Raw genomic sequence first — 15,114 nt, forward strand, 5'->3', positions numbered from 1 at the left:
AGCCATGTTGACCGAGATCGCTACCGGCGCTGTCGAGCTCGTCGAGGGATTAGCCGGAGAGGATACCGTGCTCGAGCAGCTTCATCCTCATCACCTGAGTTGGCCGAGTTGGATAAGGCCCAGCGAGAGACGATTGCCGAGCTGGTGCGTCAGTGGCAAGGACGCTGGTATGGTCTTTACCGGTCCCGGGCGGGCTGTATGCAGGCGTTGACCGCTCAAGTGGTTGAGGCCACCTCGGGCGTGTTTGAAAGTACTGTGTTAAGGGTGTGCTTGTGAGTGTGTCGGTGTTGGTTGGGGGGCTCCCGTCTGGACGGGTTTGGTGTCGAATCGCTCCTATCTTCACCGGGAGGGTTATTCAAAACTGTTTTTGTAGAATTCTGGTGCGATGATTGCTGTGATGGTTTGTGGGAGGGTGTGGATGGGCCTGCGGTAGCCGGTGTGGAGTGTCTTCCAGGTTTTCAGGTGGGCGATTGCTCGTTCGACTGGGGCTCGTAATGAATTGGTGGCGTGGTTGTATTGTTTCTGCCAGTCTGTGAGCTCGCCGCCTAGTGGTTTGCGTATCGGGGTTGTCATGCCCAGCCCGGTGTAGCCCTTGTCACCCAGTGGTGGGGTGTCCGGGAAGCCGTCAAGAAAACCCGTGGATTGGATGGCTTTCGCGTCGTGGGTCGATCCGGGGGGTGTCCCTATGTTTCTTGTCAAGCGGCGAGGGGTGTTGGGGCTGGTTTGGGTGTCTGGTAGGTTTCTTGGTTCTTGATCATGGCGAACAAGACGTCACAGCGGCGGCGGGATAGACAGATCAGGGCTGCGTTGTGTTTTTTGCCTTGGGCTCGTTTGCGGTCGTAGTAGGCCCGTGAGACGGGGTCTGCTCTCAGCGCGGCGAAGGCTGACAGGAACAGGGCTCGTTTGAGGTGTTTGTTGCCTGACCGGGCGGGGAACTCGCCGCGGATACTGGTCCCTGAACGACGGGTGATGGGGGCGAGTCCGGCGTAGGCGGCAAGGTGTCCAGCGGTCGGGAACTGTGAGGCGTCACCGACGTCGAGCAGGATCCGCGCTGCGGTCCTGACCCCGACGCCTGGCATCGAGATCAGGACCTCGGCAAGAGGGTGAGCATCAACAACCTTCTCGACCTGGCTGGCGAGCTCGGCCCGCTGGTCCAGGACCTGGCGCAGGGATGCCGCCAACTTGGGTAGGACCTGCTCGGCTGCAGCCGTCCCGGCGACGACAACGGTCTGTTCTGCCAGCGCTGTGGTGATCGCGTTGGCGAAGTCGGCCGCGCCGCGCGGGTTGGCCTTGTTGATCACTCGAAGCATGCGGCTTTTCGACGCGGCTGTCATGCCTTGAGGCCCGCCGAGTTGCTCGATGACGGCCAGGCCTTGCTTGGTGGCCAGCCTGGGCCCGATGACGCGTTCTAGTGCGGGATGGATTTGTGTCAGCAGGCCGCGGATACGGTTCGACAAGCGAGTCGCTTCGGCGGCGAGGTCCTCGTCAAAGCCGACCAGTACCTTCAACTCCGCCAAAGTGTCCTCACCGGCATCGACGCGACGTAGTGTGTGGGGCATGCTCCGGGCGGTCTCGGCGATGACGAACGCGTCACGGGCATCGGTCTTCACGTTGCCTGGGTAGAGGTCGGCTGCGCGGCGCATCGCCAGCCCTGGAAGATAGGCGACAGTGATGCCCATCGACCTGGCGACCGCGATTGGTAACGCGCCGATCGTGTTGGGCTGATCAACGATCACCAACATCTGGCCAAGGCCCTCAAGGCGGGTGAACAGTTCCTCCAAGCGCTTCTGGTCTTGTGGCAGGGGCTTGTCGAACACTCGTCTGCCAGCAGCATCCAGAGCGCAGGCGTGATGGGCTTGTTTACCCACATCCAGTCCGCACCAGATGTCGTAACCGGTGTTCTGGTCCATGACGGTCACCATCCTCCCATCGAAGCGACGGCCGTCGGGCACTGGTGACGCGTCAGCTGCCAGCACCCACGTTACGAAGAGACCTCAATGCTGGGCCGTGTCCCTATCAGCGGTCGGCTGGCGCCACCAGGCCCGGTGACAACACCCCCCGGATCATTCATGCGACAGGGCAGACCAGTCATGCCGGGCCCGGCGACCGTGACCCCAACCAAAGGGGCCACCAACAAGGTAACGGGCTGGGTCGGGTACCCATACGAGTCGTCTGGTGAGGGTGCAGGCGATCTGGAGGTTCAACCCGGTGGTGTGGTGCTTGCCCGAGTACAGGCCTTGGGCGTGTTTGCAGTCCCAGCAGGGCACGAGGGTGCCGTCCACGATCAGGGTCTGGTCCAGGTCGTCTGTGGTGGGTACGAGGTCTGCGAGGACCTCGACGATACGGGCCGTCCACTGGGCGATGGCTCGGCTGGTCGAGGACTGGCTGGCTCCGAAGGACTCGGCCTGTTTGGTTTGGGCGCGGTTGGGTCGCTGGTAGGTCAGGGTTGCTCTGATTTCTTCTACCTGGCTCAGTGCTGGTGGCTGGCCGGTGGTCTGTGGGGTGCGGGGGTAATTGTGGACGAGGGTCTGGTAGCAGATTGCGATTGCTTCGGCGGGCAGGCCTGTTGTATGGTACATGCGAGGACTTGTTCTGAGAATAATTGTTGTGTTCGATAAGCCAATTGTCTCAGTGGCAGGTCCTCGCCTTTCACCCAGACACGCCCACACCAGCAGAGCAGATTCCAAGATCACCCCTCAAACCAAGGGTTTTGAATACCCCTCCGGGAGTGGACTTCTCGAAACCGGTGATTTTTCAGACTCTGTCCACGTCCTCAACCGTGAAGAGCCCCTTCTTCCTCTCGTAAGATTGCAGTCTCTGTATGTCTGATCCGAAGGGTGACAACAGGGCTACGATACCCGAATCCGTCCGGGCGTCACGCTTCAGGGTTTCCTTGACCGGTCGAGTGTACAGTCCCGTCGGACTGAGATCGGTGAACATTATATCATTATGATGGGACAGCCTCGTCAATCCTGCTTGGAAGTCAAAAGGGCGTCGCAGGATGTCGAAGAGCATGCCAGGGCCAGGCTTCTCGTGTCGGCCATCTACACAGCTCTGCACAACGATGGGTGAGCATCTACTTGAAACCGGGGGGCATCTCTCGAGGAAGGGCGATCGGATTCGTTCCATTAATTGGCTGTGGAAGGCATACGCCACCGACATACGTTGTGCGAGGATCCCGTTCCGGTGGCAGAATTCCATGATACGGTTCAGCACGGGTCGCATCCCCGTGAACACGAGCGTGTCGCTCCCGACCCGTCCGGCAAGAGCGCTCTCGAAGGTACTCAGCTGCTCTAAGGCTTCGTCATTAGGGGCAACGACGCTGATCATACCCTGTCCGTAAGGGTCCTTGTCTGCGGATGCGAATGTTGACTTCAGTAAAGTTACCTGCAACGCAAGGATCTCAAAAAGAGCCTCGACGGAGATTTGGCAGGACACTGTCAGAGCGACATACTCTCCTAGGGATGTACCCATGACGATGTCGGGTTCATACCCCCGGAACATGAGCATATCCGTGAGGGCTAGTTGGATGGCGGGGATGGCGAAATGTGTTTCGGCCAGAGAATCGAAGGTGTCGCTGGGGTGCCTCGCCGGATCGTAGATCACCTCTGAGACAGACCGTCCGCCAAGGTCCAACACTATGCGTGCATAACGTTCGAGACACGCGTGAAACACGATGTCGTTCTCGTACAGTTGGCGCCCCATCTGATAGTACTGGCTCCCCTGACCTGAATATAGGAATACTCGCTTCACCACGACGCCTAATCGGTAACGGGCAAGCTTGAAAAGGTGAAGAGATTCTTCTGTCCCCGTCTCATTCTGAACTTGCAGAACTGATCAACCTTGTCGATTTGTAGGTAGATATTCGTCTTCTTCGCTTGGGCGAAGGTCAGGCCGTTCGCCACCTGGTAGGAATGCCCGGAGAGAATCCGCACGTCGTCGGCCATCAGCGTTACTAGCCTCCTGAGGCTGTGGAATAGCTCTGTTGCCCATTCCATGGACTCGCAAATTCCGCAACCATCCGGGAACAAGGTGTCTCCTGTGAACAGGTCGCGGCCCCACTGGTAGCAGGCGCTCCCAGGGGTGTGTCCTGGTGTCATAAAACACGTGACGTGGTTGCGCCCGATGACAAGTCTTTGTCCTTCGCAGACCAGAAGCGATGAGTAGCCTTGTCCATAACCGCTCCACTGGTGCTCCAACTCGGACACCACCAGCTGAGCACCGTATCGTTTAACGAAACGTTCGGCCAAATTCGTATGGTCTAGATGGGAATGGGTTATGAGCACATATCTCAACCGCACACGGAGGCCGTCTAGGACCGCTGTGATCTTGTCCATCTGCCATGCAGGATCTATGATCGCGGCTTCGCGACTCACTTCATCGACCAAGATATAACAGTAATTGATGAAGGGGCCGAAGCTGGTCTCGACGGGGATAGTCGTCGTGGTCATCGAAAATCCTCTTTATTAGACACAATCTCGATTAGCTCCTTTGTTGGACTCCAATTCTTAGGGTGGGCGAGTGACATGACCCATCTGTTTGCGAAGATGGTCTCGCACTCGAATTGCGTGAAAGTGCTGAATGTGGACCGCAGGCATTGTGTATGTGTATCCCATGCAGCGTGAGCCAAGGTATAGGCCGTTTCGGGGGCGGTCAGGCCGATCCGGATGGCTTTACCGAGGGCTTCACGCTGGGTCCACAGAGAGAAGAGCGCCATTTCGTATGGCAGTTCAACCCCAAATTCCGTCAGCTGTGCCATTCCGGCTGTGAGTACGCGCTCAAGGGCATTGGACCGTCGGGGATCGAGTACCTCGATATCGAGACCTAACGGACATTCAGCATCACATGCAACGGCTGCAATGTGATTGCCTGTATGACTCAGCGATAGTCCCACCGCTGTGCTTCCATGCACCACCGGTTGTCCGAATACACCGGAGGTGATCGCAACCTCACAGGGTTCAGCAACTATCCCCCATTCGGACAGTGCAGCCTTGGCCACCATGCGTCCAAAAAGGAAACTTCGCTGACGTCGATTTACAGGCAGGTGAGCATAACGATCAAGTTCATAGGGATGCAGCCATGCGCGTGCAATCTCGTTCATAACCTTAGGAGCTATCGCGGGTGCAACCCACGTCGCTAAGTGTGCCTGGAATTGCCTGGCGTCTCTGGAAAAGGCGATAGAATCTATAACTGGACCACCGGTCTCTCCTGGCCATATCGAATCGATCCGATGGACGTCGTCCATCGTTGTTGCACCATCTGTGATCACGACACATAGCCATTCTCAGTTGTGTCCGGAGCCGAGAGGACGACGCTAGCGTTCACACCGAAGAAGGCGAAGGTGTTACACAGTGCGTGGGAAACAACTCCATGACGCACGGTGGACTTAGGCGCCCATGAAAACTCTTCAATTGGTGAAGTCAGACCCGGGGTAGAATGAAGGAATCCATTATTAATTTGCAGAGCAGAAGCGACGATTCCAACCAGTCCAGCAGCGTTGAAGCCATGTCCCAAGAGTGCCTTTGTGGCATTGATAACAGGTGGCATTTGACGCCTTCCGAACAGGTTTCGAAGCGCAGACGCTTCGCAAGAATCGCCCTGGGGCGTACCGGTCGCATGGGCGTTGACATAATCGATGTCCTCGGGCCCGATGCCCGCATCCGCAAGGGCGAGCTTCATCGTGATGATCTCAGCCTCCAGATCCGGTTCGGCGCCAGTGGTCGGGTGCTGGCATCCTCCGACTCCAGACAGGCGGATTCCTCCGCTAGGTTCCATCGCAGGGTTGCTGATCATCACTGCAGCCGCCAAAGGAACGGGGACGGTCCCCGCGTGACTGTTGTCAAAGGGACGGATGGGTCCGGAATCGGTGACTCGAGACAGGATGCCTAGATTCGAACACATAGCCAAGAATGACTCCGATGGCTCGAAAGCCGGTGCAACGACAAGGCAGTAATCCAACAGTCCTGCACGTATCATCGCCACGGCAACAGCCACAGCTGAATTCGATGCTGCAGATTGGGTCCCAATAACCGACCCATAGCCACGGAACCCGAGGGCCCGTGAAAGCAGCCCTAGTATCCAAGGGTCGAGGCGCGATAGACGTCTTCCCGGCGTTACTATTTGAGGACTCACGGCGTCCTGACGGATCAAGGCTTCCAACGTTGAGTCTTGGTGATTATTGGCGGCCACTATGCAGCCGACACGGTCGAGTTTCGTATTCAACTCAACGGTGCCCCATGCTTCTAGGGCGGCCACCAATGTTGCCCTCAAGGGGGTTGACAGGCGCCGACCGGTGCATGCCGCACGTCCTGCAGCTTCTGAGGAAGCACACAGCTTTTCTATGGAATCCCGGAAGCCGGACTCTGCCATGCTGGGTACTGGTTCCTCCGCGTCGACGAGTTGTAAACTCTCACTCTCCTCCAAACGGCGCGCCAATTCGTCGGTTCCAACGATATCAGGGCCAACGAATCCCATTCCGGAGATGATCGGATCGGTGGCTCGATTAGGCACGTTGCGCCGCCAAAATCTCTGAGATCTCGCCGATCGAGCGTGCCTCTTGGAAACTCATCAGATCGCATCTGATGCCCAGGTTATTCATGGCCGTGATTATGATATCGACACGGTCGATCGAATTCGCACCCAAATCCTTGAGAAGAGTGTCGTCATTCGCCAAACTGAGGTCCGTCTCGTAGAGTACATCCTCGACGGCAGTCATCAGAGCCTTGCGTGCTTCATCCATGTAGTTCATTCCTCTTCTATACATCTTATTGGTTTCTTCGACCATGCGCCATGCACGCTGCCACGGTTCATCATCGTCGTGATTATCAGAATTAGATACCAGTGACTCTCGTGAATGACTTGCGGTCATTAAGGGTCATTAGATGCCATTAGGTGAACATCGATCGGGCGCGCCCTAGCGTCCGCATCGAAAGATGCATTAACGACGCGTCGGGCGTTCCTCCGCTGGCGTGCCGTCTTTGCATTTTGATGCATCATGTCGACGATTATCTGATTGATCACGCCTAAGCCTGGCTGGATTGTTGCAAGTAGGGCAAACAATATCATCATCCCGAGCACCACGAAGACCTGACCTGCCCTCACGAACGGGAAAAAGTACTGACCGCCGAACAGAGTGGAGGCCGCCACTCCCACATAGATACCGTTAGTGCTGAAAACCGCTGCGAACAGCAGAGCCAAGATCACCGCTGGTATGAAGGCAAAGATCGTCAGAAAGAATGTTTCGGCGAAGATCATCGCATAGATCTTCGTCTTGGAGAAGCCAATGGCGCGCATGGCACCCAATTCTCCCAGTCGTTGGTGGAGGCTCAGCTTGATGGACGACTGCATACCCAAGGCAATGAGTAAGAGGATGAATCCACTAAACACGGCAAAAGTTATCCGGACCAGCTTGGGGGCGTTGTTATAATAATAATTCGCCTCAAGATAGGACTCGGCGCGGAGCTCCGCACCCGCTTGGGTCAGTTTCGCGTCGAGATCATCGGCAGTTTCCTGCGCTTTGTCCTGATTTGTGAGGAAGATGAGATCCGAATCGAAATGGTCCGCAGGAACCGCGTAGAGATCATGGGCCATATCCCCGTCGACAAATCCATAAAAATTGTCAAAGAAGGCACCGTCAGAGTAGATGCCGCTGATAGAGAGGGATGTCGTCGTAGTTTCGTTACCATCAGTCTTTGTCACGACATCCACGGTGTCACCGACGCTCACGCCCATGCTGTCAGCCTTGGATTTGCAGATTGCCAGCTCGTGGGTACCTGCCTGGGGTAGTTCACCCTCGGCCATGGTGATGGACGCGTTGTCCAGCAGGAATTTATCCTGGCCATGGGCTAAGCCGTAGATGATGAACGAGAGGTCCTGTTTCTCATCCGTCTTCAACGTCGCATTGCGCCGGATGATTGGGAACTCGTGCTCGATGTCTTGTTGGTGCTCATCGATCCAGATACGTGCTGTGCTCAATGCCTTTTCGTTTCGCTCCTCCTCGTCAGTGTGGTAAGTTAATGTCTTGCTGACGTTAATAAACCTTTGAGGGGATGTCTTGTCAGTGCTTGCAAGATCATCCCAGAGCATGAGAACATGACCAGCCTGGATGGTCGTGTAGCTCTTGAGCATCTGTGTCTGGGCGCCATTGAATGAAAAAAATGTGATCAGGAGGATGAGGGTACAGAGGAAAATTGCGCCGGCAAGAAATGCCGAACGTCTGATGTTTTTGCCGAGGTTTCTGAATGCGATCTTCACGAGTACGGGCATCTTGGATTCAACCTCCCTAGTCTTCGTTCAGCGCTTCGGCGGGATTCCTAGAGGATGCTTGAGCTGATGGTATAAGAGATGACAAACCAACGATCATCAGGATAACCAGTGTTCCCGGGAGCCCTGCCAACGGGCTGTAGTGAAGGGTGAAGGTACTTCCTATTACGTCATCCGCTGGCGACCCGACTGCGAACTCGTGAGTTCTCAAGGCTGCACCGATGAGCCAAGCCAAGAGGGCCGCTACTATTGCACCCGCAGCGCCACAAGCGAGAACTTCAATCAAGAATATCATGATGATCCTTGTCTTGTCATACCCAATTGCGCGCAGTGTCGCGATTTCCTTACTTCGTTCCAACGCGACTCCAGCGACCATATTCACGATGAGAATACAGACGATGACCATGAGGATCAGCAAGAAGACGTAGAAGATACCAGTGAACGCCGTGCTGATGCCACTGATGAATCCGCCTTGGGTAGTCCAATCAGTCACCAAGAATTCGTCGCCAAGTGTTTCGTCAACGTTCCCACGAAGGCTCTTTGCGCTAGCAATGCTATTTCCGAAGGCCATGACCTCGGTGGCTTCACCTTGAGCCAGCCCCTTGAGCTGTTGTCCGACATTGAAGGAGATATAAGCGAGGTTGTCTTCAAAGCCGGATAGGGACTGGGCGTCACCAATGCCTACCAAGGTCGCGCGCAAGGTAACCACCGTTCCGTTTATGGCCTCGGCGCTCAGCGTAACGGGATCCCCAGGGGAGACCCCCAGTTTTGAAGCAGTGCTGCTACTGAGCACAACTTCGTCGTTATGACCCGAACCCAGACCAGACCCAGTTTCGAGTTTTAAATTCTGCAGATAGTGGTCGATTTCCCCCCTGAATCCAATAGCAACCACTCCAACTTGTTCCCCTCCGTCACGCACGGTCGTCTCGTTGCTCACCTGCCCGACGAGCATGTTGAGTCGGATAACCGGTGTGGCCTCAACGTTAGTGAGGCGATCAAACACGTCGAGTGCAGTGTCGACCTGGGTAGAGGTGAAGTGATTGGACGTGCCCCAGTCGGCGCTCATGTCGATGATGGGTGCCACATCATCAGTGTTGGGCCTGACTTGGACATGGCCAAGCAGGGAATCAGTGATTGCCTCGCTCGTCTTGTTCTGTGCGGTGGACACGAATGCGTTGAGTAGCAGATAGACTAGGACCGAGACGCCTACGAACATCGCGATCGTGATGGATCTGTTCCTGTTATGCTGCGCATTGCGTAAGGACAGTAGGAAGAATCTCACTTGGTTGTCTCCTAACGAGTGGGGTCAGCCGGTGTATTTGCCCGCCGACTCGATCTTGTCAATGATGGAGACGTCTCTGCCCGCGTTGTCGACGATTTCGATTATTCGGCCATCCTCGAGTCGCACCAGCCGATCAGCACGATTCATAACCTTCGGATCGTGAGTCGAGAAAATGAACGTTGTGTTCTCGTCGCGGCTGATTTGATGCATCAGGTTAATAACCTCGATGCCAGTATGGCTGTCCAGGTTGGCCGTCGGTTCATCGGCAAGAACGATGCCGGGGCGAGTGGCCAGTGCGCGCGCTACTGCAACACGTTGACGTTGCCCTCCAGATAGTTCATGAGCCTTGTTACGGCGGCGGTCAGCGAGCCCGACCTTCTCGATAAAGGTGTTTACTCTCGTACGACGCTCGTCAGCCGACACATCTTTACGGATCAGCAGTGGCAACTCGATGTTCTCGTAGACAGTCAAGGATGATATCAGATTGAACGCTTGGAAGATGAACCCAATATTATTGAGACGAACCGAATTAAGTCTCTTCTCGCTGAGCTGATCTGTGCGTTGTCCATCGATCACGACCGTACCCTTGTCAGGTCTGTCGAGACAACCAATAATGTTGAGCAACGTAGACTTGCCGCTACCCGATGACCCGCCCACTGCCAAGAATTCGCCGGTCCGGACGTCTAGACTGACATTGTCGATAGCCGTGATTACCGTGCTTCCCAGTGCATAGCGCTTGGTCAGGCCGTGTACCGAAATCATGCGGGAACCTTCTTAATATGGTAGGGCGGGAAACGAGATCTGCCTTAGGCAACTCGTCCGGTTGGGCGATCAAGGGTGAAAAAGGTTGAGAGTGTGGGCGGCTCTGTCGAGCAGCATCGTTGCGATTTCCGAGGTGCGGCGTTTGCGCCAATCTTCCAAGGGAGTTCCCTTGATAAAGTTGTTGAATGCACCCATTGCGGGACCGCATTGGACTTGATAGTCCAGACGCCATTCGCGATCTCCCGTTAAGGCAGCAGAAGTCGATTTCATAAAGTACCACTTGAACACAGCGGCCATTTCACTTCTGGGGCTTAGTTCATTTTTTGAACCTTTGTGGGTTAGCACTTCGGCGCGAACGTCGGCAAGAGGCCTCTTGAAGAACTTGTCCTCCAGCTGCTTGATCGTCTCGGCTGGAACCTGGTCGAGGGAATCGTACTGACGATAGATCTCATACAGTTTGTTCGCGCGGGTAGCGAAGAAGGTGCCTTTCCGTACCACTTGTATCTGTGCGCCGAGTTCGAACATGTCACCGCTGACCGCCAACTTGGTGTCTTGAACAGCTACTCTACTCAAGAGATCCTTGACAGCTTCTGACGTGTCCGCCTCCACTGTGCATTGGTTCACTGAACCGGTGACCACATAGTCAGCTCCGAGCAGGAACGCGGCAGCCATGGCTTCAGGTGTACCTATGCCGCCCGCAGCACCTATGAGCATAGACTTCGTGCCGAAGGATTCATATTCAGCATCCTTGACATGACGCCGGATAGTGGGTAGCAGCACAGCCATGGCACCCCCGTCGGTGTGTCCACCAGAATCCGCCTCAATGGTGATCGCATCAGCCATGGGTACACTAGCGACGAGCTCGGCCTGATCCTGAGTTATGCTGCCTTCTGTAACCAGCTGGTTCACTAACCGCTGCGGGGCAGCCGATGCGAACGCCCTTGCCACCTCGGGATGAGAAAGCTTGGCGATAACCCGATGCCCGATGATCGGACGACCGGTCGAGTCCTTGGTCATACCTGTCGCACGGTACCTCACCAACGGCGCTGTCATCGACATGAAGGCGGATGCCTCGACAAGGTCGACATCCTCTTGAAGGAGGACATCAACGAAAGCGTTCTCATGATCGGGCATCTCAGGCGAAGCGATGTAGTTCACCGCGAAGTGTCCTTTGCCGACACGCCGGGTCAATTCGCGCACTGCATCGCGCACAGCGGCAAAGTCCACGCCCCCCGCTCCGTAGACGCCGAGCATTCCCGCCTCAGCCATAGCGACAGCCATGGCGACTGAGGAGATCCCCTTGTACATCCCTCCCGCCATGCAGGCGTAGCGCAGCCCAAATTGCTCTCGAAAAGCAGCAGCTCCTAAGTTATCGGATGACCATGCCCGTGTGCCACGCGTCGGTGGCTTTGTTGTGTTGGGATCGGCGGGTCTCTGTGACCGGTCCTCCACCTCCATCTCCTCAGCAGCAAGCGGGCTGCAGAGTTGCATGATCTTTTTCGTCAAGCCATTGATCGTATTGCCGGGGCCGACTTGGATGAACTCATCAACCCCTCTAGCCATGAGATATCTAATGGAATCCACCCAGTTCACAGGACTCACGATTTGGCGTGATAGCAACTTTGCGGCACGGGAACCCTCGTAGGGGCGAGCCGTGCAGTTCGAGATCACCTCGATGTGACCGTCGCTGAAGCGCACTCTGGCGAGGTCTCGGTCGAAATCTTTCCTTGCATCCTCCATATACCTGGAGTGAAAAGGGCCACTGACGTTCAGCGGGACACAACAACACCCCTCGACCTCCGCGAAACGCTCAGCGGCACAGGACAGGTCAACACGTCGTCCCGATAGAATCGTCTGAACGGGCGTGTTGTAATTCGCGACGTCGATCCCAGTTAGGTCAAATTCGGTCAAGTGGGCGACAATTTTATCACGATCAATACCCATGACGGCAAGCATGCCCCCATCGGTGACACGCGCCATCAGTGCTCCGCGCTGCTTCACTAACCGGAGCGCACTTTCGAAATCGAGGATCCCCGAGGCAACCAAGGCATTGTATTCCCCCAGACTGTGCCCGGCTACGAAGTCTGGCACGGCACCAGATTCCACATAATCAAGGTACATGAGGTGGTTGACCACGAACAGTGCAGGCTGTGTGAAAGCAGTGTTCCCGAGTTCCTTGCGGGGATCTTCTTCACACAGCATCCTGATCGAATACCCCAAGATCCGATCGGCGACTTCCACGAGGTCGGGGTGTCGCAGGAACTGTTGGGTTCCCATGGTGACGAATTGGGACCCTTGGCCAGGGAACAAACATGCTTTCACACCGTTGCCAATCATGAGGAGTACGGTCACTTGACAATCAGCCAATGTCGTCCAACTTGTGTACGCGCTATGGCGATATAACATCTGACCCGTCAATCTTACCCGATGTTAGGGGTGCTCCTGTCAATGGTGGCTGGAGGGGTGGGATCCCTGAATCGTCCCGGAGTGGCAGGCCACTCCGGGACGATTCAGGGATCCCACCCCTCCAATTGGCATCGGCGTCGAAACTAAGCTTGGTGCGAGCTTGGCTCATGCGTCATGATATTGTGCGTTCGACGTGCATATTTAGCGGAACATGTGGTCAGGGTCTCGACGGTATGGTAATCACGTATGATCGAACAATTCAGCTGTGTTCTTCTGCTGTCGGGGACGCGCTCGAATGAGCGTCGAGCCTGGAGGCATGGCCTTGCTGTTTATAGTGTGTGCCTAGGGAATGGAAAGGATAGATGATGCCTGACCGGGTCGGTATCGAATGTCTCAACTTCTATGGCGGTAGTGCCTATGTAGATGTGGAAGAGTTGTTCGAATACCGCGGGCTGGACAAGTCTCGTTTCGGCAACCTCATGCTGTATCGCAAGTCGGTTGGTATGCCTTGGGAGGACCCGGTTTCGAATGCCGTTAATGCTGCAAAACCGATTATCGATTCTCTTTCAGACGAGAAGCGGAACCGGATCGAACTGGTCGTTACGGCAAGCGAGTCCGGACTTGATTTCGGCAAGTCTATGAGTACATATGTTCACGATTTGCTCGGGCTCAGCCGGAACTGCCGTGCATATGAAATCAAACAGGCATGCTTCGGTGGTACCGCCGCGCTGGAGGCGGCCAGCACCTTTGTCGCCTCGGGGATGTGTCAAGGGGCGACGGCATTGGTTTTGGCGACCGATGTGGTCTACTCTACTGCTCGTGGAACCTACGCTGAGCCCTCTCAGGGCGTGGGTGCAATCGCAATGCTTGTGAGTGACAATCCGGTTGTTTTTGACTTGGATTTCCAGGCCTACGGAAGTTTGTGCTACGAGGTCATGGACACATGCCGCCCGGTCGACAATGTCGAAACCGGAGATTCGGATTTATCTCTGCTGTCGTACCTAGACTGTCTGGAGAATTCGTACGCTGATTACGCCGCTAAGGTTCAGGGTGCTGACTTTGCAACCACCTTCGATTACTTCGCTTTCCACACACCATTCGCGGGCATGGTCAAGGGTGGGCATCGCAAGATGATGCGTGATCTCTATGGAATGAAAAGTCGCGACATCGACACTGACTTCCAGAAGCGGGTCGCCCCGTCGCTACGCTTCTGTAGCGATGTTGGCAACGTCTACTCCGCCACAGCCTACCTCGCACTATCGTCGCTGGTTTCCAATGCCCCGCTTCAAGGCGCGAGTCGCGTGGGGATTTTCTCCTATGGGTCTGGGTGTTCTTCGAAATTTTTCAGCGGAATCGTCACCCCAGAATCCCATGCTAGCATCTCACAGATGTGCATACAGGACCGTCTGGATTCGCGATATCGCCTGACAATGGCGGAATACGATGAAGTGATCGATGCTAATGAATCATGGGGATTTGGAATCCAGAACAAGGATTCTGATTTCACGCTTCCTAGGGACATCTATGATGAGCAGTTCCGGGGGACCGGCCGCTTGGTGCTCGATCGGATCAGGGGTTTTCACCGTGAGTATCGGTGGGCTTGACGATGGGCTTAGAAAGCGAATTCACCACCCTTGATCTCGTCGTTGTCGGCGACATCGCTACCGTAACGCTCGACAGGCCAGAGCATCGCAACAGTTTTAATTTTACGCTGCTTTCGGAGGTGCATCGTGCACTCGACCTGATCGAGGCGGACGGGCGCATGCGGGCATTGGTGTTGCGTGGTAACGAATCACACTTCTGCACGGGAATGGATTTTCAAGCCTATTCATTGGCAGGTTCGAACGCGGCAGGTGGTGAGCGGGGCACTCGGGAATACATGAAGTTGCTACGCCGCCTTTCCATGTTTCCAAAGATCGTCGTCAGCGCTGTTGAGGGTTTGACGCTAGCTGGTGGCGTGGGTCTGGTAGCAGCTAGCGACTTGGTGGTGGCTTCGACCCGTGCTTCCTTCGGCTTGCCTGAGGTGATGTGGGGGCTGCTCCCATCGATGGTGCTTCCCCATCTGATCTGGAAGGTCGGGCACCAATCGGCCCGCCGCATGACGATGCTTGGGGGTACCATCTCCGCGCAGGAGGCGGCGGGAATGGGGCTCGTGGATCAATGTGTTACCCCTGAGCGAATCGATTCGGCGCTGTCTTCGCTGATGATCCGTGTGCGACGCATTCATCCACCTGTCGTGGGTGTGATGAAGGAGTATTTCCGAACCCTGTCAGGAATCACTGACAAGGTCGAGGAGGCGGCGGTCTCCATGACCTTCGAATTGGCAAGTAGGGAAGACGTACGTCAGAACATCGATGGTTACCTGCGGTCCGGTAGGTTGCCTTGGTTAGCCAACTGAGTCG

General features: G+C 55.7%; 14 protein-coding genes and 1 pseudogene. 2 read left to right on the forward strand and 13 right to left on the reverse strand.

Annotation, left to right across the window (positions count from 1 at the left end):
- Positions 1-351: 351 nt before the first annotated feature.
- The 13 genes and pseudogenes from PROPJV5_RS13145 to fabD all read right to left on the reverse strand — a co-directional run bounded on the left by PROPJV5_RS13145 (position 352) and on the right by fabD (position 12,712).
- Positions 352-699, reverse strand: coding sequence for a transposase family protein (locus PROPJV5_RS13145; RefSeq protein WP_119715684.1), 348 nt, complete (start codon positions 697-699; stop codon positions 352-354).
- Positions 696-1,910, reverse strand: a complete 1,215-nt coding sequence (locus tag PROPJV5_RS07250; RefSeq protein ID WP_119715833.1) for an IS110 family RNA-guided transposase — start codon at positions 1,908-1,910, stop codon at positions 696-698. The genes PROPJV5_RS13145 and PROPJV5_RS07250 overlap by 4 nt, the downstream gene beginning before the upstream one ends.
- A gap of 153 nt (positions 1,911-2,063) precedes the next feature.
- Positions 2,064-2,579 carry a transposase family protein gene (locus PROPJV5_RS12410; protein WP_147385387.1) on the reverse strand — a complete coding sequence of 172 codons (516 nt, stop codon included), beginning with the start codon at positions 2,577-2,579 and terminating at the stop codon, positions 2,064-2,066.
- Between the two features lie 175 nt (positions 2,580-2,754).
- On the reverse strand, positions 2,755-3,753 hold the full coding sequence (locus PROPJV5_RS07260) for an acyltransferase domain-containing protein (RefSeq protein WP_147385388.1): 999 nt from the start codon (positions 3,751-3,753) through the stop codon (positions 2,755-2,757).
- Between the two features lie 8 nt (positions 3,754-3,761).
- The gene (locus PROPJV5_RS07265; protein WP_119715687.1) at positions 3,762-4,451 is read right to left on the reverse strand and encodes an MBL fold metallo-hydrolase; all 690 of its coding nucleotides are present in this window, start codon (positions 4,449-4,451) and stop codon (positions 3,762-3,764) included.
- The gene (locus PROPJV5_RS07270; protein ID WP_182858624.1) at positions 4,448-5,101 is read right to left on the reverse strand and encodes a 4'-phosphopantetheinyl transferase family protein; all 654 of its coding nucleotides are present in this window, start codon (positions 5,099-5,101) and stop codon (positions 4,448-4,450) included. Before PROPJV5_RS07270 ends, PROPJV5_RS07265 begins: the two co-directional genes overlap by 4 nt.
- Before the next feature lie 164 nt (positions 5,102-5,265).
- Entirely contained in the window at positions 5,266-5,793 is a 528-nt protein-coding gene (locus PROPJV5_RS12900) for a beta-ketoacyl-[acyl-carrier-protein] synthase family protein (protein ID WP_239018432.1), read from the reverse strand.
- Between the two features lie 33 nt (positions 5,794-5,826).
- Positions 5,827-6,474: pseudogene (locus tag PROPJV5_RS13150) on the reverse strand (beta-ketoacyl synthase N-terminal-like domain-containing protein); the annotation flags it as partial.
- Positions 6,475-6,502: 28 nt separating this feature from the next.
- Positions 6,503-6,739, reverse strand: coding sequence for a phosphopantetheine-binding protein (locus PROPJV5_RS12540; protein ID WP_182858625.1), 237 nt, complete (start codon positions 6,737-6,739; stop codon positions 6,503-6,505).
- Between the two features lie 128 nt (positions 6,740-6,867).
- The gene (locus PROPJV5_RS07285) at positions 6,868-8,253 is read right to left on the reverse strand and encodes an ABC transporter permease (RefSeq protein WP_182858626.1); all 1,386 of its coding nucleotides are present in this window, start codon (positions 8,251-8,253) and stop codon (positions 6,868-6,870) included.
- 28 nt (positions 8,254-8,281) lie between these two features.
- Positions 8,282-9,478, reverse strand: a complete 1,197-nt coding sequence (locus tag PROPJV5_RS07290; RefSeq protein ID WP_119715692.1) for an FtsX-like permease family protein — start codon at positions 9,476-9,478, stop codon at positions 8,282-8,284.
- 90 nt (positions 9,479-9,568) lie between these two features.
- On the reverse strand, positions 9,569-10,306 hold the full coding sequence (locus PROPJV5_RS07295) for an ABC transporter ATP-binding protein (RefSeq protein ID WP_119715693.1): 738 nt from the start codon (positions 10,304-10,306) through the stop codon (positions 9,569-9,571).
- A 69-nt stretch (positions 10,307-10,375) separates the two neighbouring features.
- A complete protein-coding gene (gene fabD / locus PROPJV5_RS07300) occupies positions 10,376-12,712 on the reverse strand; it encodes an ACP S-malonyltransferase (protein ID WP_119715694.1) in 2,337 nt (778 codons plus the stop codon).
- Between the two features lie 365 nt (positions 12,713-13,077).
- Between fabD and PROPJV5_RS07305 the strand changes: the two genes are divergently transcribed.
- Entirely contained in the window at positions 13,078-14,316 is a 1,239-nt protein-coding gene (locus PROPJV5_RS07305; RefSeq protein WP_220474382.1) for a hydroxymethylglutaryl-CoA synthase family protein, read from the forward strand.
- 2 nt (positions 14,317-14,318) lie between these two features.
- Positions 14,319-15,110: an enoyl-CoA hydratase/isomerase family protein gene (locus PROPJV5_RS07310; RefSeq protein ID WP_239018433.1), complete on the forward strand. Its 792-nt coding sequence runs from the start codon at positions 14,319-14,321 to the stop codon at positions 15,108-15,110.
- The last annotated feature ends 4 nt before the right edge of the window (positions 15,111-15,114 follow it).

This window comes from Propionibacterium ruminifibrarum, assembly GCF_900289195.1.
Classification (GTDB): domain Bacteria; phylum Actinomycetota; class Actinomycetes; order Propionibacteriales; family Propionibacteriaceae; genus Propionibacterium; species Propionibacterium ruminifibrarum.